The sequence below is a fragment of the Streptomyces sp. JNUCC 64 genome, assembly GCF_054484115.1.
In genome coordinates this window covers 3,433,008-3,452,109 of record NZ_CM137015.1, presented here as the reverse complement: position 1 = coordinate 3,452,109, position 19,102 = coordinate 3,433,008, and the positions used below count along the sequence as shown (strand labels likewise).

The following is a 19,102-nucleotide window of genomic DNA, read 5'->3' as shown; positions in this document are numbered from 1 at the left end:
CCGCAGGCGCTGCGAAGGGGTGAGCGCCGGGCCCGCCAGGACCGGGCGCCCGGGGCCGTCCGCCGGGGCGGCCCGGCTAGGGGGCGCCGTCAGTGGCCCCGCCGGGTGGGGTGTGGAGGATCGCGCGGGCCTGGTCGGCGGCGCGGGCGATGCTCTCGGAGACGAAGTCCACGTAGCGGGCGATGTTCTCCAGGCGGGTGGCGGCCGGGGTGTCGGGGCCGAGGACGCCGACGCCCTGCCGGGCGATGTCGCCGAGGTGGGCGGTGGACCGGGCGCTGGCCATCGTGGACTGGTACATGACGTCGTCGTCGACGACGTAGCGCTCACGGCGGTGGTCGTCGCGTTCACGGCGGATCAGGCCCTGGCCGCTGAGGAACGTGACCGCTTTGGAGACGGACGCCGGGCTGATCTGCAAGCGCCCGGCGAGTTCGGCGGCGGTGAGGCTGCCCGCGTCGGTGGTGTAGAGGCTGGCCAGGACCCGGGCCGTCATCCTGGGCAGGCCCGACTGCATGAAGACGGTGGCGAACGTCTCCTCGTACTCGCGCACCGCTTCGGCGTCGCGCCCGTGGGTCTGCGGGGGCGTGCCGGGGTCCGGGGCCGTGGTGGTCTTCCTGCGGCGGTGGGCGCGGCGTTCGGTGGCGCGGTGGGCGAGGTCGGCGCGGTAGGCGGCGGGGCCGCCGTTGCGCATGACCTCGCGGGTGACGGTCGAGGTCGGGCGGTCCAGCCCTCTGGCGATCTCCGCGTAGGAGAGGTCGTCGGCCAGTCCCAGCGCGATCCGCTGGCGTTCCTGCTGGGTGAGTCGGCCTCCTGGCATCGGGTTCTCCTCCGTGATCGTCCGTGGGCTCCCACAGTAGCGTTCACTTTCCATCCATTGCAACGTGCTACGCCTTGATCGTTGCGTTGAAACCTCTTCCATTGCAATGAATTAGCTGCTCTGAGCTGCTGTTATGTCGATCCATCGCAACGACGTGATTGCCAGATCTAGAAATGCAACGTAGCTTTTCCATCATCAGAAACAGCAACGGAAGGGCAGTACGATGCAGAAGTTCGACACCCCCACCCCGGTCACCGTCATCCTGAACGTCCCCGCCGGCGACATCCGCCTCATCGCCGCCGACCGGGCCGACACCACCGTCGAGGTCCTCCCCAAGAACCCGTCCACGGGCCGCGACGCGAAGGCCGCGGAGCGCACGGAGGTCGTCTACGGCGACAACGTCCTGCGGATCACCGCCCCGGAGGCGGACAACCAGGTCTTCGACCCCTCCGGGTCCGTCGAGATCACGGTCCAGCTGCCGGTGGGATCCCGCGTCGAGGCGAACGCGGCCCTCGGCGGGCTGCGGGGCGTCGGACGGCTCGGCGACGTCGCCTTCGAGGCCGCGCAGGGCACGGTCAAGCTCGACGAGGCCGCGAGCGTCCGGCTGACCCTCCAGTCGGGCGACGTCACGGTCGGCCGTCTGGGCGGCGACGCGGACATCAGCACCCAGAAGGGCGACCTCCGCGTCGACGAGGCCGCACGCGGCACGGTCACGCTGCGCACCGGGCACGGCGGGATCTCCGTCGCCGCCGCCCGGGGGGTCTCCGCCTCCCTGGACGCGGGCACCTCCTACGGCCGGATCAACAACGCGCTCCGCAACGCCGACGGCGCCGACGCCGCCCTCACCATCCACGCGACCACCGCCTACGGCGACATCAGCGCGCGCAGCCTCTGACCCGGACCCGGACCCGGACCTGGACACGGCCCGCGCCGATCCGGCCCGCTCACCCGCACTCCCTCCTCTCCCGCACTCCCCCCTCAGACCTGAAGGAGCACCCACCATGTCCCTCACCCTTGGCGACCAGGACCGTCCCGAGCTGCGGAAGCTCATCCACGGGATGATCGCGTCCGGCTTCACCGGTGTGACGATGCGCGTGCACGACGAGCGGGGCGAATGGGTCGGCAGCGCCGGGGCGCGCGAGCTGGGCGGGACCGAGAAGCCCTCGGTGGACGGGTACGTGCGGATAGGCAGCAACACCAAGACCTTCACCGCGGCCCTGGTGCTGCGGCTGGTGGCCGAGGGCGCGATCGAGCTGGACGCCCCGGCCGCCGACCACCTGACCGGGTTCGGGCTGGACCCGCGGATCACGGTGCGGATGCTGCTGCGGCACACCAGCGGGGTGTTCAACTTCACCGGCGAGTACCACGCCGACGGGACCTTCACCCCGGGGATCCCCGCCACGAACACGGGCCAGGAGTGGGTGGACAAGCGGTTCACGGCCTACCAGCCGGAGGAACTGGTGCGACTGGCGCTGTCCCGGCCCGCGCGGTTCGAGCCGGGAACGGGCTGGAGCTACTCCAACACCAACTACGTCCTGCTCAGACTGCTGGTCGAGAAGGCCACCGGCCGCTCCTTCGCCGGGGAGATGCGACGACTGGTCCTGGAGCCGCTCGGACTGTCGGACACCCTGGTGCCGGACGGCGACCCGGAGCTGCCCGAGCCGCACGCCCGCGCCTACTACCGGTACGAGGACGCCGGACGGACGGAGACCGTCGACGTCACCCGGCACGACCCCTCCTGGATCTCGACCGGCGGAGACATGATCTCCACCACCCGGGACCTCCACACCTTCATCTCCTCGCTGCTGAGCGGCAAGTTGCTGCCCGCCCCGCTGCTGGCCGAGATGTGCGAGCCGCACCCCGAGACCGGCTACGGCCTGGGCCTGTTCGTCCAGCAGGCGAGCGGGAACGGCGGCACCATCGTCACCCACAACGGCGGCGTGGCGGGCCACGGAGCGCTGATGTACAGCACGGCCGACGGCAGCAAGACCCTGACCGCCGCGCTGAACTACGTCGACGACGCCGCGCTGTCCCTGGCCGAGGCGTTCCAGAAGGCCGTGGCCCAGCTCGTCGAGGAGGTGTTCGGCGGTCAGGACACCCCGCCGGCCGCCACGACCGAACCGACTCCGTGACCGGACCGACTCCGCAACCGGGGCGACACGGCGCGGCTTCCCACGGAGCCGCGCCCCGGAAGCCCGCGCACCGGACCGGCGGGATCGGTGCCGCCCTCATCGGGTAGACAGGACACGGTCTTGGGCGGCGACCCTGAGATCCGCCTCGCAGTCCAGTTCCTGCGTGTACGTCGAGCCGCCCTGCCGGTAGTCGAAGCGGCACCACCGGAGGGATTCGTCGGGTGGCGCGGTGATCCTCACCTTCACCAGGTAGAACACGTCGCTGGAGGAACGGGCGGCGACCCTCAACGGCTCGTGGGCGTAGTTCTTGAGGTTGTCGAAATCGGGTGCGTGCGGTTCGCCCTCCTTCGCCAGCAGGGGCAGGCCCTCGGTGTCGTCCAAGTGGTAGGCGCCGTAGCCGAGCAACTCGACGCCTTGTGGGACACGTTCGACGCCGACGTCCGTGATGTCGATGGGGCGCGAGGAGACGTTCCGAGGAACGGGCAGCGCGAAGTACCAGACCTCGCCCACCCGGACGTGGTGGTTCCCCACGACCCCGCTGGACTGGGTGCCGTCGGTCGCCAACGCCGCTCCCGTTCGCGGCCCGTCACCGTCCTGGCCCGTGGAGCACTCCACCAGGGCCAGCGCCAGGGCCGCGAGGAGCGCGAGTGCCCTGGAACGGGCGGAAGACGCCCGGCTTCCCGTGGAGCGTGTCATTCTTCCCCCGCGTTTCGTGCCGTGAGCCGGTTCCGCTGCCTGCCGGTGATCCGCTGCCGACGTTCACGGCCGTACGGAGTGGATCTTCTTGTACCCGGTCGGGATTCTCCACCGCCGGGCGAGGCGCGGGGGCCGTTGGCGACCGGCTGACCGGCTGACCGGCTGACCGACCCCGTACCCGAACCGTCAGGTCCGGCCCCGTCACGCCCCCGGAACCGTCCCGCCCGCCCCCGGGCCTACGCCGGGAACCGTACGTCCACCCAGCGCCAGGCCAGCTCCAGCACCGCCGCGCCCGCCGCCGCGACGGCCACCGCCGTCCAGGGCATCACCACCCCCACCAGCTTCAGCGCGAAGAAGTGCTGGAGCCACGGCACCACCAGCACCAGGACGAACCCGGCGGCCATCGTCGCGACCAGCGCCAGCCGCCACCAGGTGTACGGGCGGGCGACGATCGCCAGCACCCACAGCGAGACCAGGAACAGGGTCAGCGTCGCCGCGCTGGTCTCCGCGTCCAGCGAGCCGGGCCCGGTGTAGTGGTGACGGGCCAGCAGATACGTCACGAAGGTGGCCGTCGCCGCGACGATCCCGCCAGGGATGGCGTACCGCATCACCCGGCGGACGAAGTGCGGCCGGGCCCGTTCCTTGTTGGGGGCGAGCGCCAGGAAGAACGCGGGGACGCCGATGGTGAGGGTGGATAGCAGGGTCAGATGCCGGGGGAGGAACGGGTACTCGACCTGGGAGAGCACCACCAGGATCGCGAGCAGCACCGAGTACACGGTCTTGACCAGGAAGAGGGTCGCGACCCGGGTGATGTTGCCGATGACCCGGCGGCCCTCCGCGACCACCGACGGCAGGGTGGCGAAGCTGTTGTTCAGCAGCACGATCTGCGCGACGGCCCGGGTGGCCTCCGATCCGGAGCCCATCGCCACGCCGATGTCCGCGTCCTTCAGGGCGAGCACGTCGTTCACGCCGTCGCCGGTCATCGCGACGGTGTGGCCACGGGACTGGAGCGCGGCGACCATCTCCCGCTTCTGCCGGGGGGTGACCCGTCCGAACACGGTGTGCTCGTCCAACGCGGAGGCCAGCGCGTCCGGTTCGCCGGGCAGCGTCCGCGCGTCCACCGTGGCGTCCGCGCCCGCGAGCCCCAGCTTCCCGGCGACCGCGCCGACCGACACCGCGTTGTCGCCGGAGATGACCTTCGCCCGGACGTTCTGCTCGGCGAAGTACCGCAGGGTGTCGGCGGCGTCCGGCCGCAGCCGCTGTTCCAGCACCACCAGCGCGACGGGCCGGGCGCCCACGGCCACCCCGCCGTCGCCGCCGCTGTCGTCGAGGGCGTCGAGGTCCCGGGCGGCGCGCGCCAGCAACAGCACCCGCAGGCCCTTCCGGTTCAGTTCCTCCGTCGCGCCGAGCGCCGGATCGTCGGGCGCCAGCAGCACGTCCGGCGCGCCCAGCAACCAGGTGCTGTTCTCGCCGTCCGCCTCGTCGAAGGCCGCGCCGCTGTACTTGCGGGCGGAGGAGAACGGCAGCGACCGCACGCACCGCCAGCCCTCCGGCACCGGATAGGCGTCGATCACGGCCTGGAGGGACGCGTTGGGCCGGGGGTCGGACTCCCCGAGCGCCCCGAGCACCCGGCGCACGTACGCCTCGTCGGTGCCGTCCAGCAGCACCCGCAGCTCGGTGACGTCCATCCCGCCCTCGGTGAGGGTGCCGGTCTTGTCGAGGCAGACGGTGTCCACCCGGGCGAGCCCCTCGATCGCGGGCAACTCCTGCACCAGGCACTGCTTGCGGCCCAGCCGGATCACCCCGATCGCGAACGCCACCGAGGTCAGCAGCACCAGCCCCTCCGGGACCATCGGCACGATCCCGCCGACCGTCCGGGCGATCGAGTCCCGCAGGTCGTGGTGCTGGGCGACCAGCTGGCTGATGATCAGCCCGGTGGCGGTCGGGATCATCATCCAGGTCACGTACTTGAGGATGGTGGAGATCCCGGAGCGCAGTTCGGAGTGGACGAGCGTGAAGCGGGACGCCTCCTCCGCGAGCCGCGCCGCGTACGCCTCCCGGCCGACCTTGGTCGCGGTGAACGCGCCGCCGCCCGCGACGACGAAGCTGCCGGACAGCACCGGGTCCCCGGGCCGCTTCACCACCGGGTCGGCCTCACCGGTCAGCAGCGACTCGTCGATCTCCAGCCCGTCCGCCTCGGCGCAGGTCCCGTCCACCACGACCTTGTCGCCGGGGCCGACCTCGATGAGGTCCCCGAGCACGATCCCGGCGGTCGGCACCTCGACCGCCGCCCCGTCCCGCCGCACGGTCGGCCGGGCCTCCCCGATCACCGCGAGCGAGTCCAGGGTGCGCTTGGCCCGCAGCTCCTGGACGATCCCGATCCCGGTGTTGGCGAGGATGACGAACCCGAACAGGCTGTCCTGGATGGGCGCGACGACGAGCATGACCGCCCACAGCACGCCGATGATCGCGTTGAACCGGGTGAGGACGTTCGCCCGGACGATGTCCGTCACCGAGCGGCTGCTGCGCACCGGCACGTCGTTGACCTCGCCCCGGGCCACCCGCTCGGCGACCTGCGCCGAGGTCAGCCCGGTCGCCGCGGTGCCGCCCGGCAGCGGGACGGGGTGCACGGGGTCGAGTTCGGCACCCGCGTCGATGTGGGTCATGGTCCGACGGTACGGAAGGACGGGGTTCCGGGCCCGTCGGGAACGGGCCGGATCGCCCACCCGGGGTCTCCCTCGGGGGGGATCTCCCTCAGGGGGAGGGGAGACGGGAGGGGGCGGGAAGGAGACAGGAGGGGGCGGGAGGGAGGCGGGAGGAGAGCGGAGGGGGAGCCGTCGGGCGCCCGGTCCGGGTCAGGCCCCGGCGGGGCTCCCGCTTCCGGTCCCGGCGTCAGGGCCACCGCTCCCGGAGCCCGAGCCGGGCCCACCGGCCCCGGTTCCGGAGCCGTCGGTGGCCGCCCGCTCCGCCGCGTGCCGCTTGATCGCGGCGTCCCGCTTGCGGACGTACCAGACGCCGATCAGCCCGAGACCGCCTCCGGCGAGGCAGGTCCACAGCCACCACAGGTGCCCGTGGTCCTCGAACCAGCCGTAGAAGGGGAGCTGGACGAGGAAGAGCGCGAACCACAGGATCGTGCCGCCCGTGATGGTGCCGACCACGGGGCCCTCCAGGGGCTCCGGGGCCTCGCGCTGGGGACGACTCGTGAGAGGACGGGACATGGCGGCGAGTTTATCGGCCGTGCCGTGGAGCCCCGGCGCCGCGCGGTGCGACCGGGCGCGGCCGGGAACGGCGTACTACGAGTGTGGCGGGGAACGGCGTACGACGGGCGCGGCCGGGAGCGGCGTACGGCGGTGGTGGGCGCCGCAGAGCACGCAAAGGCCCCGTACCCCGGGAGCCACACCGCATCTACGCGCGGAGATAGCGTTTGCTCCCCCTATATGTTCATACTGAAACAGTTCCCCGCTGGCCTGTTTCTCTCGTAGGAACCCACGACTGAGGTCCTGTATGTCCCCCTCGGCCACCGCCAAGGTCGACGCGGCCGGAGATCCTCCGGCCCCCACTCCGCCGACCAACGGCCTCGACCGCTTCTTCCGGATCTCCGAACGCGGCTCCAGCGTTCCGCGCGAGATCCGGGGCGGCTTCGCCACCTTCTTCGCGATGGCCTACATCATCGTGCTGAACCCGATCATCCTGGGCAGCGCGAAGGACATGTACGGCCATCAGCTCGACAACGCGCAGCTGGTCACCGCGACCGCGCTGACCGCCGCGTTCACCACCCTGCTGATGGGCGTCATCGGCAACGTGCCGATCGCGCTCGCCGCCGGTCTGGGCGTCAACACCGTCGTCGCCCTCCAGCTCGCGCCCCGGATGTCCTGGCCGGACGCGATGGGCATGGTCGTGCTGGCGGGCTTCGTGGTGATGCTGCTGGTGGCGACGGGTCTGCGGGAGCGCGTGATGAGCGCCGTCCCGCTGGGGCTGCGCAAGGGCATCGCGATCGGCATCGGTCTGTTCATCATGCTGATCGGCCTGGTGGACGCCGGTTTCGTGTCCCGCATCCCGGACGTCGCCGGAACGGTCGTCCCGCTCCAGCTCGGCAGCGGCGGCCACCTCACCGGCTGGCCGGTCCTGGTCTTCGCGCTCGGCGCGCTGCTCACGCTGGCGCTGATCGTCCGCAAGGTGCCGGGGGCCATCCTCATCTCCATCGTCACCATGACGGTGGTGGCCGTGATCATCGAGGCGGTCGCGGAGGTCCCGTCCTGGGGCCTGACCACTCCGAAGTGGCCGGGCAACCCGCTCTCCACCCCGGACTTCGGGCTGATCGGCGAGGTCAGCCTGTTCGGCGGGTTCGAGAAGGTCGGCATCCTCACCGGAGTGCTGTTCGTCTTCACCGTGCTGCTGTCGTGCTTCTTCGACGCGATGGGCACGATCATGGGCGTCGGCGACGAGGCCAAGCTGACCGACTCCAAGGGCAACCTGCCCGGCATCAACAAGGTGCTCTTCGTGGACGGCATCGCCGTCGCGGCGGGCGGCGCCACCTCCTCCTCGGCCACCACCTGCTTCGTGGAGTCCACGGCCGGGGTCGGCGAGGGCGCGCGCACCGGCCTCGCCAACGTCGTCACCGGCGGCCTGTTCACCCTGGCGCTGTTCCTGACGCCGGTCGCCACGATGGTCCCGTCCCAGGCGGCCACCCCCGCACTGCTCGCGGTCGGCTTCCTGATCCTGTCCGGCTCTATCCGGGCGATCGACTGGGACGACTACACCATCGCGATCCCCGCCTTCGTGACCATGATGATGATGCCGTTCACCTACTCGATCACCAACGGCATCGGCCTGGGCTTCATCACCTTCACCGTGCTGCGGGTGGCGGCGGGCCGGGCCCGCGAGGTGCCGGTCGCGATGTACGCGGTGTCCGCCGTGTTCGTCTTCTACTACCTGATGCCCGCGCTGGGCCTCACCTGACGGCCGCACGCCGTAGGGCCCGTCGCTCCGTTCACCGGGGCGGCGGGCCCGGTCCGTGGAGCGAGGACCGGGTGGGGTTGCCCGCCCGGCCCGCTTGACGGTCGAAAGCAACCCGCCCGGATAGAAGAAGTTGCTTAAATCCACGACTTGCCGATGTACCTAAACAGGGGGCATGCGGCAAGTTTTATGTGTCAGGGCGCCTGCCGCGTGCGACCATGACGCCATGGATCACGAGGAGCCCCCCACTTCCGAGGCGCTGCTCGAACAGGGCCTCGAAGCCCTCCGCGCCCTGCTCGGCGAGGACTGGCGGGTGGCGCTCCGCCAGGGCCCTCAGGACAGGTCCGGATCGGATCTCGCGCCGGACGCCCTCGTCAGCGTCGAGCCGCCCGACGGGCAACCGGCCACGAGGCTCCTGGTCGAGGCCCGACCGCACCTCACCCCCCGGGACGTCGAGCTGAGCCTGCTGCCCAAGGCCGACCTGCTGCGCCGGATGGGCATCGAGCTGCCCCTGCTGGCCGTCGCCCCGTGGCTCTCCCCGCGCACCCGGCAGGTGCTGCGCGAGCACGGCGTCGGCTATCTGGACTTCACTGGCAACGCGTTCCTGCGGATGCGGAGGCCGTTGGTCGTCATCGACGTCCAGGGGAGTGCCCGCGCGCCCAAGGCGACGCGCCCCCAGGCCGCCGGGCCCCGGCTGTCGGGGGCGAAGGCGGGACGGCTGGTCCGCCTGCTGGCCGATGTGGCCCCGCCCTACCGGGCCACGGACCTGGCCGCCGCCGCGAACCTCAGCCTCCCCTACGTCTCCCGGCTCCTGGACACCCTGGAGGAGCAGCTCCTCATCCGCCGGGACGGCAAGCTCGTCGTCGACGTCGACTGGCGGAGCATGCTGCGGGTCCGCGCGGAACAACTGACCCTGCTGCGGCACAACCCCTATGTGGGCGTGATCGCGCAGAACGGTGTGAAGGACCTCTGGGGGAAGCTGCGCGGCCGTTCCCACGTCGTGGGGTACGACATCGCCGTCACGGGGTCGTACGCGGCCCGGAGCGTCCGTCCGCTCGCGGTCGGGGGCCAGCTGATGCTCTACGTTCCGTCCGTCCCGGGGGCCGCCGACGACATGGGCGACGCCCTCGGACTGCTGCCGGTGGAGGAGGGGGCGGACGTCCTCCTGCTGCGCGCCCACGACGACGTGGTCTTCGAGCGGACCGCCGAGGCCGACGGAGTCCGCCGGGTCGCCCTGAGCCAGTTGGCGATCGACTGTCTGTCGGGCCCCGGGCGGATGCCCGCGGAGGGCGAGGCGGTACTGGAGTACATGGCCGAGAACGAGCGCCGGTGGCGGGCCGACGGACTCTGAGGCATCCAGCGGCAGCGGTATCAGGCCGCTTGGGAACGGACATCTGAGGCAGGGGGAGCACGGTGGCGAAGGTCCCGGACGGTGTGGACCGTCACGAACTGATGGTGGTGGCCCGGCGCGTCCTGCTGGACGCGCTCACGGCCCTCGACGGCCAGCTCGACGCGGTGACGGTGGTCGGCGCCCAGGCGGTGTACCTCCGGACCCCGCACGCGGCGGTCAGCGGGGCCGTGTTCACCTCGGACGGTGACCTGAGCATCGATCCACGGCGGCTGGGGGACCGGCCCCTGCTGGAGGAGGCCCTGCGCGCCGCGGGCTTCTCGCTGATGTACGAGAACCAGCCAGGGCTGTGGGCGCGCGAGGAGAACGTCGGGGGCGTCACCGTCCCGGTCGAGCTGGATCTGCTCGTCCCCAGGGAGCTGGCGCCGAAGATCGGGCGGCGCAGTGCCAAGGTGCCGCCGCACGGCCTCATGGCGGCGCGCTGGATCGAGGGTCTGGAGCTGGCGGCGGTCGACCGCTCCCCGATGACGGTCACCGGACTCGACGGCGCCGACATCCGTTCCGTCGAGGTCGACGTGGCGGGCCCGACGGCGTTGCTGGTGGCGAAGGCGTTCAAGATCAGGGACCGGCTGCGGGCGGCGGAGCAGCGGCCGGACCGGCTCTCCGACAAGGACGCGGCCGACGTCCTCCGGATCATGATGACCGCCCGTCCCGGCGACGTGGCGGCCACCTTCGAGAAGCTCCGGACGGACGACCGGGTGGGGGCGGTGGCGGTCCAGGGGCTCGGACTGCTGCGCGAGCTGTTCGGCGCGGCCCGCACCCCGGGTGTGGAGATGGCCGTCTCGGCCCTGCGCGGCGATGTGGACGAGCGACGTGTCCGCGCGCTCGCCCCCGCGTTCGTCAGCCGTCTGGGCTGAGGGGGCGCCCGCCGTCCGCCGCCCGCGCCGTCCGCCATCCGCCGTGGTCCGGTCCGGCAGGCCGTCTCACCACCGCCTCGCGGGAGCCGTGGGTCTGTAGGGGCCGGTGGCCGTCCTCGTGACGCCGCCGGCCCCCGGCGTTTCCGGGGCGGTGACGGACGTCAGCGCGCCGGTGCCGGTACCGATGACCGTGCCGCCGTCCACGCGCTGCCGGGGGGCGGCCGGGACCGGTGCGCTACCCGGTGCTCCCGGGGGGCCTGGCGGACGGGGTCCGGCGCTGGTGCCGGTACGGGGCGCGGCGCCCGGGGGCCTGGCGGTGCCCGGGGGCGCGGGGCTGTCCGTGGGCTGGGCGGGGACCTCCCGGACGGGTACGGGCGGGGGCTGGGGCGCCGGTGGGCGCGGGGGCGCGGGGGCGGACGCCGGGGGCGGGGCCGGGGCGGTGGCCGCCGGGACGCCGGGCGGAGCGGGGGCGGCCGGTGCGGGAGGCGCCGGGGTGCCGCGGGGCGGGACGGGAGGCGTGGAGGCGCCGGACGGGGCGGTGGCTGCCGGGGTACGGGACGGGACGGGGGCGGCGTCCGCGTAGAACCGTTCCGTCTCCTCCACCGAGGAGTGGAACCGCTCGTCGAAGTCGTCGCGCACCAGCGTCCCGATCACGTAGTCCTGGACGCTCATCCCGCGTTTCGCCGCGTGGCCCCGGAGCCGGTCCAGCAACTGCCCGTCTATGCGCAGGCTCAGTACGTGTGTCCCCATGTACCCGAGGGTCCCGGTCCGGGGTGGTGGGTTGTAGCACTTTCCGGCGCGCGCTCACCCGTACGGGTGATGATGGGGTGGGCGTGTCGGGGCTCACGGTTTAATGGGTGGTATTTAGGCAGGGTAATGAGTTACTCTAAAGAACATGCCTGACCAAACCCGTGACGACGACGCCGCGGCGGTGGACGCCCTCCGCTCGGCGGTCATGCGACTGTCCCGGCGGCTCAAACACCAGCGGGTCGACGAGTCGCTCAGCCCGACGGAGATGTCGGTGCTCGGCACTCTCGCCCGCTGCGGTTCCGCCACCCCCGGCGAGCTGGCCCGCAAGGAACACGTCCAGCCGCCCTCGATGACCCGCATCGTCGCGCTCCTCGAAGCCAAGGACCTGGTCAGGCTGGAGCCCCACCCCGACGACCGCCGCCAGAAGGTGGTCACCCAGACCGAGCGGGCCGAGGCCATGCTCGAAGAGAGCCGCCGACGGCGAAACGTCTGGCTGGCCGGTCTGGTCGAGGGCCTGGACGAGGACGAACGCGCCAAGCTGCGCGCCGCCGCCCCCGTGTTGGAGAAGCTCGCCCATCTGTAGACCCGCGCGCCGAGGAGGCGAAGCTCTTTGAGTACGGGACCCGGAGCAGAATCCGCCCCCGCACCACTACCCGAACCCGAACGTTCCACCCGCCCCGGCACCGGACCCGGTTCCGGCACCGGCCCTGACCGCCGCACCCACCTCGAACCGGACCCCGGCACCGTCCCGGACCCCGACTGTTCCGCCCGCGAGGGCCACGACGGCCGTGACGGCCGCGATGGTCGTGACAGCCACGACAGCCGCGTCGGCCACGGTCACGGCGGTCGTGACGGTCGTGACGGCCGCGACCACGACGGCGCCGAGGGCCACCAGGGCCACCGCCCCGTCCGCGCCGCGATACCCACGGGCGCGCCCGCGCCTGTCCAGCCGCCCGCCGAACCGTCCTCCGGGCGACGCCCCGCCGAGCCGTCCGACGAGCGGCACTCCACCGAGCCGTCCGACGAGCGACGCCCCACCGAGGAGCCGTCCGGCGGAGCGTCCGCCGCGCCCCGGAAGGGCCGTGGCGGCCGAACCGCCCGCGGTGGCTCCGACGGCCCCGGCGGCCGTACCCGACGCGGTGACCGCACCGGTCGCGGTGACCTGGCCGATGGCGGAGGCCGCGCAGGCCGCGGAGGTCGTGGAAGCCGTGGAGGCGGCGATCGCGGAGGCCGTCGGGACACCTTCTCCTCCCTCCGCATCCGCAACTACCGGCTGTTCGCCCTGGGCGCCGTCCTCGCCAACACCGGTGTGTGGATGGCCCGGATCACCCAGGACTGGCTGGTCCTCAGCCTCACCGGCTCCTCGGCCGCCGTCGGGATCACCACGGCGATGCAGTTCCTGCCGATGCTGCTGTTCGGGCTCTACGGCGGGGTCATCGCGGACCGCTTCCCCAAGCGGACGCTGCTCTTCCTCACCCAGAGCGCGATGGGCGTCGGCGGACTCTTCCTCGCCGCGCTCACCCTCAGCGGTCACGTCCAGGTGTGGCACGTGTACATGACCGCGCTCTTCACCGGCTTCGTCACCGTCGTCGACAACCCGACCCGGCAGTCGTTCGTCTCCGAGATGGTCGGCCCGGACCAGGTGCGCAACGCGGTCAGCCTGAACTCCGCCAACTTCCAGTCCGCCCGGCTGGTCGGCCCCGCCGTCGCCGGTCTGCTGACGGCCGCCGTCGGCCCCGGCTGGGCGTTCCTGGCCAACGGACTGCTGTTCCTCGGCCCGCTCACCGGACTCGCCCTGATGCGCTCCGCCGAACTGCACCGCACCCCGCGCCGCCCGCGCGGCAAGGGCCAGCTCCGCGAGGGGCTGCGGTACGTGTCCCGGCATCCGGAGCTGATCTGGCCGATCGTGCTGATCGGCTTCGTCGGCACCTTCGGCTTCAACTTCCCGATCTGGCTCAGCGCCTACGCGCACGACGTCTACGACGGCGGCTCCGGGATGTACGGGCTGTTCAACACGTTGATGGCGGCCGGTTCGCTGGTCGGCGCGCTGCTCGCGGCCCGGCGGGCCACCACCCGGCTGCGGATGCTGGTCGCGGCGGCGGTGGGCTTCGGGGCCCTGCTGATCGCGACGGCGTTCTCCCCGTCGCTGTGGGTGTTCCTGCTGCTGCTCGCCCCGATCGGGATGCTGGGCCTGAGCGTGAACGTCACGGCGAACTCGTCCGTCCAGCTCGCCACCGACCCGGAGATGCGGGGCCGGGTGATGAGCCTCTACATGATGGTCTTCGTCGGCGGCACCCCGCTGGGCGGCCCGCTGTTCGGCTGGCTCACCGACGCGTACGGGGTGCGGATCAGCCTCGCCGCCGGGGGGCTCGTCTGCGCGGTCTCGGCGCTGCTCGTCGGACTGGCGCTGGCCCGCGCCGCCGGGCTGCGGCTCCAGGTCGACCTGCGCCGAGGCCACCAGCACCTGCGGTTCGTGCCCCGACGGGAGGAACTGGCGACGGCGGCGTGAGACCCACGGCGCCCCACCGCCCGGAGCCGCGTGGTTCCCGGCGGGGCCGTCCGGCTCCGGACCGGCCGGACCGTGCGGCACCGGGCGGGCTGTCCCACGTTTCCGGCCGGCCGGGCGGCTCCGGGCGGGCTGTACCGCGCCCGATCGGGCCGGGCGGCTCGCGGCCGGGATGTCCCGGTTCCGGTGGGGCCGTCCGGCACCGGGCGGTGCGCTGGGCTGGCCGTACGGCTCCCGGCGGGGCTGCGCGGCAGGGCGGCGCGCGGGTGTTCCGTCCGGTGGCCCGGCGGGTGACCATGGGGCCATGAGACTGTACGCCGGGGTGCTGCCGCCGCCGTCCGTGACGGAGGAACTGGGCCGGGCGGTCGACGCCCTGCGGGACCTGCCCGGTCACGACCTCCTGCGCTGGACGGGACGCCCCGGCTGGCACCTCACCCTCACGTTCTACGGCGAGGTCCCGGAGGACTCGGTCCCCGAGCTGACCCGGCGCCTCGCCCGGGGCGCGCACCGCACCGAGCCGTTCGGGCTGGCGCTGGCCGGGTCCGGGAGCTTCGGCGAGCGCTCCCTGTGGGCCGGGGTGACCGGCGACACCCGCGCCCTGCGTCTGCTCGCCGACCGGGCGGAGGCCGCCGGTCGCCGGACCGGACTGGAACTGCGCGAGCACCGCCGGTACCGCCCGCACCTGACACTGGCCCGGGCCCGGGACGGCCGCCCCGGAGGACCGGCGACGAACGGCCGTCCCCGCCCGGCCGGGCGCGGTGGTTCCGGCCCGGCGGGGCGCGACGGGGCGGACCTCCGACCCCACCTGGACGCCCTCGCGGACTTCGCCGGGACGGAGTGGACGGTGCGCGAGCTGACGTTGGTCCGCAGCAACCTGCCGACCGGCGGGGTGCCGGGGGCCCGGCCCCGCTACGAGACGGTCGCCGCCCTGCCGCTCGGCGCGGCCGGTTAGGCTCGACACGTGGACCCGAAGACCAGGAACCGGATCATGGCCGGTGTGCTCGTAGTGATGTTCGTCGTCGTCGCCGTCGCCTCGGCCTTCGGCGGCTAGCCCCCGTACGTCACGGGGCCGCGCCCCGCTCGCCCGCCCGGCCCCGCTACCAGGCGAACGCCTCCGGGGACGGACCCGGCCCCGGGAACACGCGCTCCAGGGACGTCAGGACCTCCTCCGGCAGGGTCAGCGCCACCGCGCGCAGCGCGGAGTCCAGCTGGTCGGCGGTGCGGGGGCCGACGATCGGACCGGTGACGCCGGGGCGGGACAGCAGCCAGGCGAGTGCCGTCTCGCCGGGCTCCAGCCCGTGCGCGGCGACCAGGTCCTCGTAGGCGCCGACCCGCTCGCGCACCACCGGGTCCGCGAGGGCGTCCGCCGACCGGCCGGACGCCCGGCGCCCGCCCTCCTCCTGCTTGCGCAGCACCCCGCCCAGCAGTCCGCCGTGCAGCGGGGACCAGGGGATGACCCCGAGGCCGTACTCCCGGGCGGCGGGGAGCACCTCCATCTCGGCGCGCCGCTCGAAGAGGTTGTAGACGCACTGCTCGCTGACCAGCCCGAGACGGCCGTGCCGGGCGGCGACCTCGTTGGCCTGGGCGATCTTGTAGCCGGGGAAGTTGGACGACCCCGTGTAGAGGATCTTGCCCTGGGCGACCAGGACGTCGATCGCCTGCCAGATCTCGTCGGCCGGGGTGTCCCGGTCGACGTGGTGGAACTGGTAGAGGTCGATGTGGTCGGTGCGCAGCCGCTTGAGGCTGGCGTCGACCGAGCGGCGGATGTTCAGGGCGGACAGCTTGTCGTGGTTGGGCCAGCGGTCCCCGCCGCCGGGGCCGACCATGCTCCCGTAGACCTTGGTCGCGAGGACCACCTTGTCCCGGCGGTCGCCGCCCCGGGCGAACCAGTTCCCGATGATCGTCTCGGTGCGGCCCCGGGGCTGGCCGCCGTAGGTGTTCGCGGTGTCGAAGAAGTTGACGCCCGCGTCGAGGGCGGCGTCCATGAGCGCGTGGCTGTCCGGTTCGTCCGTGTGCGGACCGAAGTTCATCGTCCCGAGGACGAGCCTGCTGACCTTGAGCCCCGTGCGTCCGAGCTGCGTGTACTCCATGGGACCCCAGCCAACGGGGTACGGCGCGCTCGCGCAAGGATTCGGCGGCGGCCGGGTGGGCGGGGGATCAGTCCCGGGGGAACGCCCCGGTCGGCAGGGAGAGGCTGACCGGGGTGGCGGTCAGATTCAGATCGGTGCCGAACCGCACCGTCGTGATGGTGCGGTACTCGCCCCCCTCGGGTTCCAGGTGGACGTGGCACTTGCCCTGGTACGGGTCGGCGATGACGTACACCGGGACCTCGGCCCCGGCGTACGCGGCGAGCTTGGGCCCGTAGTCGTTGGCGGCCGTGCCCCGGGAGATCACCTCGGTGATGAACTCCACGTCGCGGTGGCTCCAGCGGCCCCGTCCGTCGGGCGCGGCGCCGTCCCTGAGCTTGACCACGTCGGGGGCGAATCCGTTCAGCTCGCCGGGGAAGTCGATCCGCACGTCGGAGAGGACCGCCACGTCCATCCCGAACCGGTCCTCCAGGGCCCTCACCACCCTGCGGATGATCTCCCAGTGCGCGGAGCGCTGCGGTGTCATGTAGACGTCTCCCCCGACGATCTCGGCTCGGTATCCCTCGGGGGTGGACATCTGCTCGAACAGTTCGTCGAGCCCTGGGACGTCCTGCTCGGCCATCTCGATCCTGCCGATCTCCGCGACGGTCATCGTGGCGCTCCTCCCCGACGCCCCGGAACGAGGCGTCCGCACACATCAACGATACGTACGACGAACGGGTTACGCCCGGTCATGAAGGGTGGTGTCTGCCCCGGTTCACCCTGGGATTCCGCTGCGCGCGTCCCGGGACGCGTGGGCCCGCTCCGGACGCGCGGTCCCGTCCGCGCGGCCGGTCCCGGGGCGGCTGTTCTCCGGTGACCTGGGTGAACCGGTGCGCGGGATGGCAGTCTTGAGGGCATGCGTTCGTTTCCGTCGGTGGCCGGTGCCGCCTGCCTCGCCGTCCTGACCGCCGCGCTCGCCACCGGGCCCGCGTCCGCCGCCGGGGACCCCGGTGCCGACGGGTTCACCATCGAGGACCCCCGGATCAAGGAGTCCAGCGGGCTGGCCGCCTCCCGCGCGCACCCCGGGATCTACTGGACGCACAACGACAGCGACGACGGCGCGCACCTGTACGCGGTGGACGCCCGTACCGGGAAGACCGTCGCCACGCTCACCCTGACCGGGGTGGGCCGCCCGCGCGACGTCGAGGCCGTGTCGATCGGTCCGGACGGCGACCTGTACGTCGGTGACATCGGGGACAACCTCGGCGGTACCTGGCCCTACGTGTGGATCTACAAGCTGCCGGAGCCGAAGAAGCTCGTCGACGCCAAGGTGAAGGCCACCCAGTACGTGGTCAAGTACGCCGACGGGGCCCGGGACGCCGAGGCGATGATGGTCCACCCGAAGACGGGCCGGGTCTACATCGCCGACAAGAAGGACGACGGCGGCTCCCTGTACGAGGGCCCGGCGAAGCTCTCCCCGTCCGGCACGAACGTCTTCCGGCGGATCGCGCCGATCGACCTGTGGGTCACCGACGGCGCGTTCTCCCCGGACGGTCGGCGGCTGGCGCTCCGGGGCTATCTGGGCGGAGTCCTCTACTCCTGGAAGGACGGCAAGCCGAAGCGGCTGGACCAGCTGCGGGTGCCGCTCCAGCGGCAGGGCGAGTCGATGACGTGGACCCCGGACGGGAAGACCCTGCTGTACGGCTCCGAGGGCGGCAACAGCGACGTGGAGCCGAGGACGGCGCCCGGGGCCTCCGGGGACGGCGGCGGATCGGGCTCCGACGGGAACGGCGACGGCGCGGCGGACGGCGCCGACGGCAAGGACGGCGGCCTCACCACGGGCACGGTCGTCCTCGTGGTGGCGCTCGCCGCGTTCTTCGGGGTGCGGAGGCTGCGGCGCGGCAAGTGAGGCCCACGGGGCCGGAGTCGGCCCCTTCCCCGGCCCGGGGAAGGGGACCCCGCCGACTCCGGGCCCGTGGGCTCAGCGCCTCAGGGGCTCAGCGCCTCGGTGTCGCGGACCCCGGCTCCGGCTCCGGTGGCCCCGCCCGCTGGGGCTGAGGTGAGGCCCTCCGGAGTCCCGTCCGCCGCCGGTGCGTCCGACCCGGCGAGCCGTCGTGCCACCAGGACCTCCAGGCCCTCCAGGATGCGCTGGAGTCCGAACGCGAAGTGGTCGAAGTCCATGCCGAAGGTGTCGTCGGAGAGGCTCGCCATCACCGGGAAACGTCCGCTCTTCATGACCCGCTCCAGGTAGGGCGCCTGAGCCGCCCAGAAGTCCTGGTCGGTCAGGTCCGACCGCTTCTTCGCCTCCACGGCGTGCACGTGGGTGCGGGCGACTCCGGACACGTAACCGTCGACCATGATGAGCACGGACAGCAGCTCGGGGTCGCTGAGGCCCATCGGGCGGATCCTGCTGAGCACCCGGTCCATGGCGGCGAGGGTGCCCGGCCCGAGGACGGGGCGGTGCTGGTTGACCTGGAGCAGCCAGGGGTGGCGCTGGTAGAGGGCGAGCGATTCGCGGGCCATGGCCTCGACGGCGTCCCGCCACGTCCCGGTGGGCGCCTCTTCGTCGGGGGAGGGCCCCTGCACCCGGTCGAGCATCAGGTCGAGGAGTTCCGCCTTGCCGGGGACGTACCGGTAGAGCGACATGGTGCCGGTGCCCAGTTCGGTGGAGAGCCTGCGCATCGAGACGGCGGGGAGGCCCTCGGCGTCCGCGATCCGGATCGCGGTCAGCACGATGCGTTCGACCGTGAGGGTCGGCTTGGGCCCCCGGGTGGGTCTGCGCCCGGGCTCCCAGAGCAGTTCGAGAGTGCGCTGGATGTCGCCGCTGCCACTGGTCTCGATGCTCTCCATACCGCGCAGTTTAAACCGTCCGTTTTCTAATTGGGTACGCCGTACTCGGTGTGGGGTACGCTGT

16 protein-coding genes and 1 pseudogene are annotated in these 19,102 nt (G+C 72.7%); 9 read left to right on the top strand and 8 right to left on the bottom strand.

Translation table 11 applies throughout. From position 1 onward, the window contains the following. Positions 1-76 precede the first annotated feature (76 nt). Positions 77-814, bottom strand: a complete 738-nt coding sequence (locus ACVWNX_RS13970; protein WP_454414247.1) for a GbsR/MarR family transcriptional regulator — start codon at positions 812-814, stop codon at positions 77-79. A 223-nt stretch (positions 815-1,037) separates the two neighbouring features. On the opposite strand from ACVWNX_RS13970, the gene ACVWNX_RS13965 reads away from it, so the two are divergent. After that, complete coding sequence (locus ACVWNX_RS13965) at positions 1,038-1,709, top strand: DUF4097 family beta strand repeat-containing protein (RefSeq protein WP_454414246.1); 672 nt, start codon at positions 1,038-1,040, stop codon at positions 1,707-1,709. A gap of 106 nt (positions 1,710-1,815) precedes the next feature. Continuing rightward, entirely contained in the window at positions 1,816-2,946 is a 1,131-nt protein-coding gene (locus ACVWNX_RS13960; RefSeq protein WP_454414245.1) for a serine hydrolase domain-containing protein, read from the top strand. Between the two features lie 96 nt (positions 2,947-3,042). Here ACVWNX_RS13960 and ACVWNX_RS13955 read toward each other — a convergent pair whose 3' ends face one another. The 3 genes from ACVWNX_RS13955 to ACVWNX_RS13945 all read right to left on the bottom strand — a co-directional run bounded on the left by ACVWNX_RS13955 (position 3,043) and on the right by ACVWNX_RS13945 (position 6,860). Beyond that, positions 3,043-3,642: a hypothetical protein gene (locus tag ACVWNX_RS13955; RefSeq protein ID WP_454414244.1), complete on the bottom strand. Its 600-nt coding sequence runs from the start codon at positions 3,640-3,642 to the stop codon at positions 3,043-3,045. Between the two features lie 236 nt (positions 3,643-3,878). Next, entirely contained in the window at positions 3,879-6,308 is a 2,430-nt protein-coding gene (locus ACVWNX_RS13950) for an HAD-IC family P-type ATPase (RefSeq protein ID WP_454414243.1), read from the bottom strand. 189 nt (positions 6,309-6,497) lie between these two features. Continuing rightward, positions 6,498-6,860, bottom strand: coding sequence for a DUF2530 domain-containing protein (locus ACVWNX_RS13945; RefSeq protein WP_454414242.1), 363 nt, complete (start codon positions 6,858-6,860; stop codon positions 6,498-6,500). A gap of 286 nt (positions 6,861-7,146) precedes the next feature. On the opposite strand from ACVWNX_RS13945, the gene ACVWNX_RS13940 reads away from it, so the two are divergent. The 3 genes from ACVWNX_RS13940 (at position 7,147) to ACVWNX_RS13930 (ending at position 10,863) form a co-directional block, all read left to right on the top strand. Next, a complete protein-coding gene (locus tag ACVWNX_RS13940) occupies positions 7,147-8,601 on the top strand; it encodes an NCS2 family permease (RefSeq protein ID WP_454414241.1) in 1,455 nt (484 codons plus the stop codon). Between the two features lie 223 nt (positions 8,602-8,824). Beyond that, positions 8,825-9,949: a helix-turn-helix domain-containing protein gene (locus ACVWNX_RS13935; RefSeq protein WP_454414240.1), complete on the top strand. Its 1,125-nt coding sequence runs from the start codon at positions 8,825-8,827 to the stop codon at positions 9,947-9,949. A gap of 83 nt (positions 9,950-10,032) precedes the next feature. Further along, entirely contained in the window at positions 10,033-10,863 is an 831-nt protein-coding gene (locus ACVWNX_RS13930) for a hypothetical protein (protein ID WP_454414239.1), read from the top strand. A 579-nt stretch (positions 10,864-11,442) separates the two neighbouring features. On the opposite strand, the pseudogene ACVWNX_RS13925 reads toward ACVWNX_RS13930, so the two are convergent. Then, positions 11,443-11,613, bottom strand: a pseudogene (locus tag ACVWNX_RS13925) (ribbon-helix-helix protein, CopG family); the annotation flags it as partial. A gap of 145 nt (positions 11,614-11,758) precedes the next feature. On the opposite strand from ACVWNX_RS13925, the gene ACVWNX_RS13920 reads away from it, so the two are divergent. The 3 genes from ACVWNX_RS13920 to thpR all read left to right on the top strand — a co-directional run bounded on the left by ACVWNX_RS13920 (position 11,759) and on the right by thpR (position 15,071). Next, a complete protein-coding gene (locus ACVWNX_RS13920; RefSeq protein WP_454414238.1) occupies positions 11,759-12,196 on the top strand; it encodes a MarR family winged helix-turn-helix transcriptional regulator in 438 nt (145 codons plus the stop codon). Positions 12,197-12,775: 579 nt separating this feature from the next. Beyond that, entirely contained in the window at positions 12,776-14,122 is a 1,347-nt protein-coding gene (locus tag ACVWNX_RS13915; protein ID WP_454414762.1) for an MFS transporter, read from the top strand. 301 nt (positions 14,123-14,423) lie between these two features. Then, the gene (thpR, locus tag ACVWNX_RS13910; protein ID WP_454414237.1) at positions 14,424-15,071 is read left to right on the top strand and encodes an RNA 2',3'-cyclic phosphodiesterase; all 648 of its coding nucleotides are present in this window, start codon (positions 14,424-14,426) and stop codon (positions 15,069-15,071) included. Positions 15,072-15,216: 145 nt separating this feature from the next. On the opposite strand, the gene ACVWNX_RS13905 is transcribed toward thpR, so the two are convergent. Both ACVWNX_RS13905 and ACVWNX_RS13900 read right to left on the bottom strand, forming a co-directional pair. Beyond that, positions 15,217-16,209, bottom strand: coding sequence for an aldo/keto reductase (locus ACVWNX_RS13905; protein ID WP_454414236.1), 993 nt, complete (start codon positions 16,207-16,209; stop codon positions 15,217-15,219). Between the two features lie 67 nt (positions 16,210-16,276). Continuing rightward, positions 16,277-16,858 (bottom strand): Uma2 family endonuclease, encoded by a 582-nt coding sequence (locus ACVWNX_RS13900; RefSeq protein ID WP_454414235.1) that lies wholly within the window; start codon positions 16,856-16,858, stop codon positions 16,277-16,279. Between the two features lie 246 nt (positions 16,859-17,104). On the opposite strand from ACVWNX_RS13900, the gene ACVWNX_RS13895 reads away from it, so the two are divergent. After that, positions 17,105-18,097 carry a WD40 repeat domain-containing protein gene (locus ACVWNX_RS13895; RefSeq protein ID WP_454414234.1) on the top strand — a complete coding sequence of 331 codons (993 nt, stop codon included), beginning with the start codon at positions 17,105-17,107 and terminating at the stop codon, positions 18,095-18,097. 80 nt (positions 18,098-18,177) lie between these two features. On the opposite strand, the gene ACVWNX_RS13890 is transcribed toward ACVWNX_RS13895, so the two are convergent. Then, positions 18,178-19,038 carry a TetR/AcrR family transcriptional regulator gene (locus ACVWNX_RS13890; RefSeq protein WP_454414233.1) on the bottom strand — a complete coding sequence of 287 codons (861 nt, stop codon included), beginning with the start codon at positions 19,036-19,038 and terminating at the stop codon, positions 18,178-18,180. Positions 19,039-19,102 lie beyond the last annotated feature (64 nt).

Bases quoted from the DNA above. Each gene is read 5' to 3' on its own strand.
- ACVWNX_RS13950 (WP_454414243.1), bottom strand. From the start codon at position 6,308: ATGACCCACATCGACGCGGGTGCCGAACTCGACCCCGTGCACCCCGTC.
- ACVWNX_RS13965 (WP_454414246.1), top strand. From the start codon at position 1,038: ATGCAGAAGTTCGACACCCCCACCCCGGTCACCGTCATCCTGAACGTC.
- ACVWNX_RS13935 (WP_454414240.1), top strand. From the start codon at position 8,825: ATGGATCACGAGGAGCCCCCCACTTCCGAGGCGCTGCTCGAACAGGGC.
- ACVWNX_RS13920 (WP_454414238.1), top strand. From the start codon at position 11,759: ATGCCTGACCAAACCCGTGACGACGACGCCGCGGCGGTGGACGCCCTC.
- ACVWNX_RS13905 (WP_454414236.1), bottom strand. From the start codon at position 16,209: ATGGAGTACACGCAGCTCGGACGCACGGGGCTCAAGGTCAGCAGGCTC.
- ACVWNX_RS13895 (WP_454414234.1), top strand. From the start codon at position 17,105: ATGCGTTCGTTTCCGTCGGTGGCCGGTGCCGCCTGCCTCGCCGTCCTG.
- ACVWNX_RS13960 (WP_454414245.1), top strand. From the start codon at position 1,816: ATGTCCCTCACCCTTGGCGACCAGGACCGTCCCGAGCTGCGGAAGCTC.
- ACVWNX_RS13940 (WP_454414241.1), top strand. From the start codon at position 7,147: ATGTCCCCCTCGGCCACCGCCAAGGTCGACGCGGCCGGAGATCCTCCG.
- ACVWNX_RS13970 (WP_454414247.1), bottom strand. From the start codon at position 814: ATGCCAGGAGGCCGACTCACCCAGCAGGAACGCCAGCGGATCGCGCTG.
- ACVWNX_RS13955 (WP_454414244.1), bottom strand. From the start codon at position 3,642: ATGACACGCTCCACGGGAAGCCGGGCGTCTTCCGCCCGTTCCAGGGCA.
- ACVWNX_RS13900 (WP_454414235.1), bottom strand. From the start codon at position 16,858: ATGACCGTCGCGGAGATCGGCAGGATCGAGATGGCCGAGCAGGACGTC.
- ACVWNX_RS13890 (WP_454414233.1), bottom strand. From the start codon at position 19,038: ATGGAGAGCATCGAGACCAGTGGCAGCGGCGACATCCAGCGCACTCTC.
- thpR (WP_454414237.1), top strand. From the start codon at position 14,424: ATGAGACTGTACGCCGGGGTGCTGCCGCCGCCGTCCGTGACGGAGGAA.
- ACVWNX_RS13945 (WP_454414242.1), bottom strand. From the start codon at position 6,860: ATGTCCCGTCCTCTCACGAGTCGTCCCCAGCGCGAGGCCCCGGAGCCC.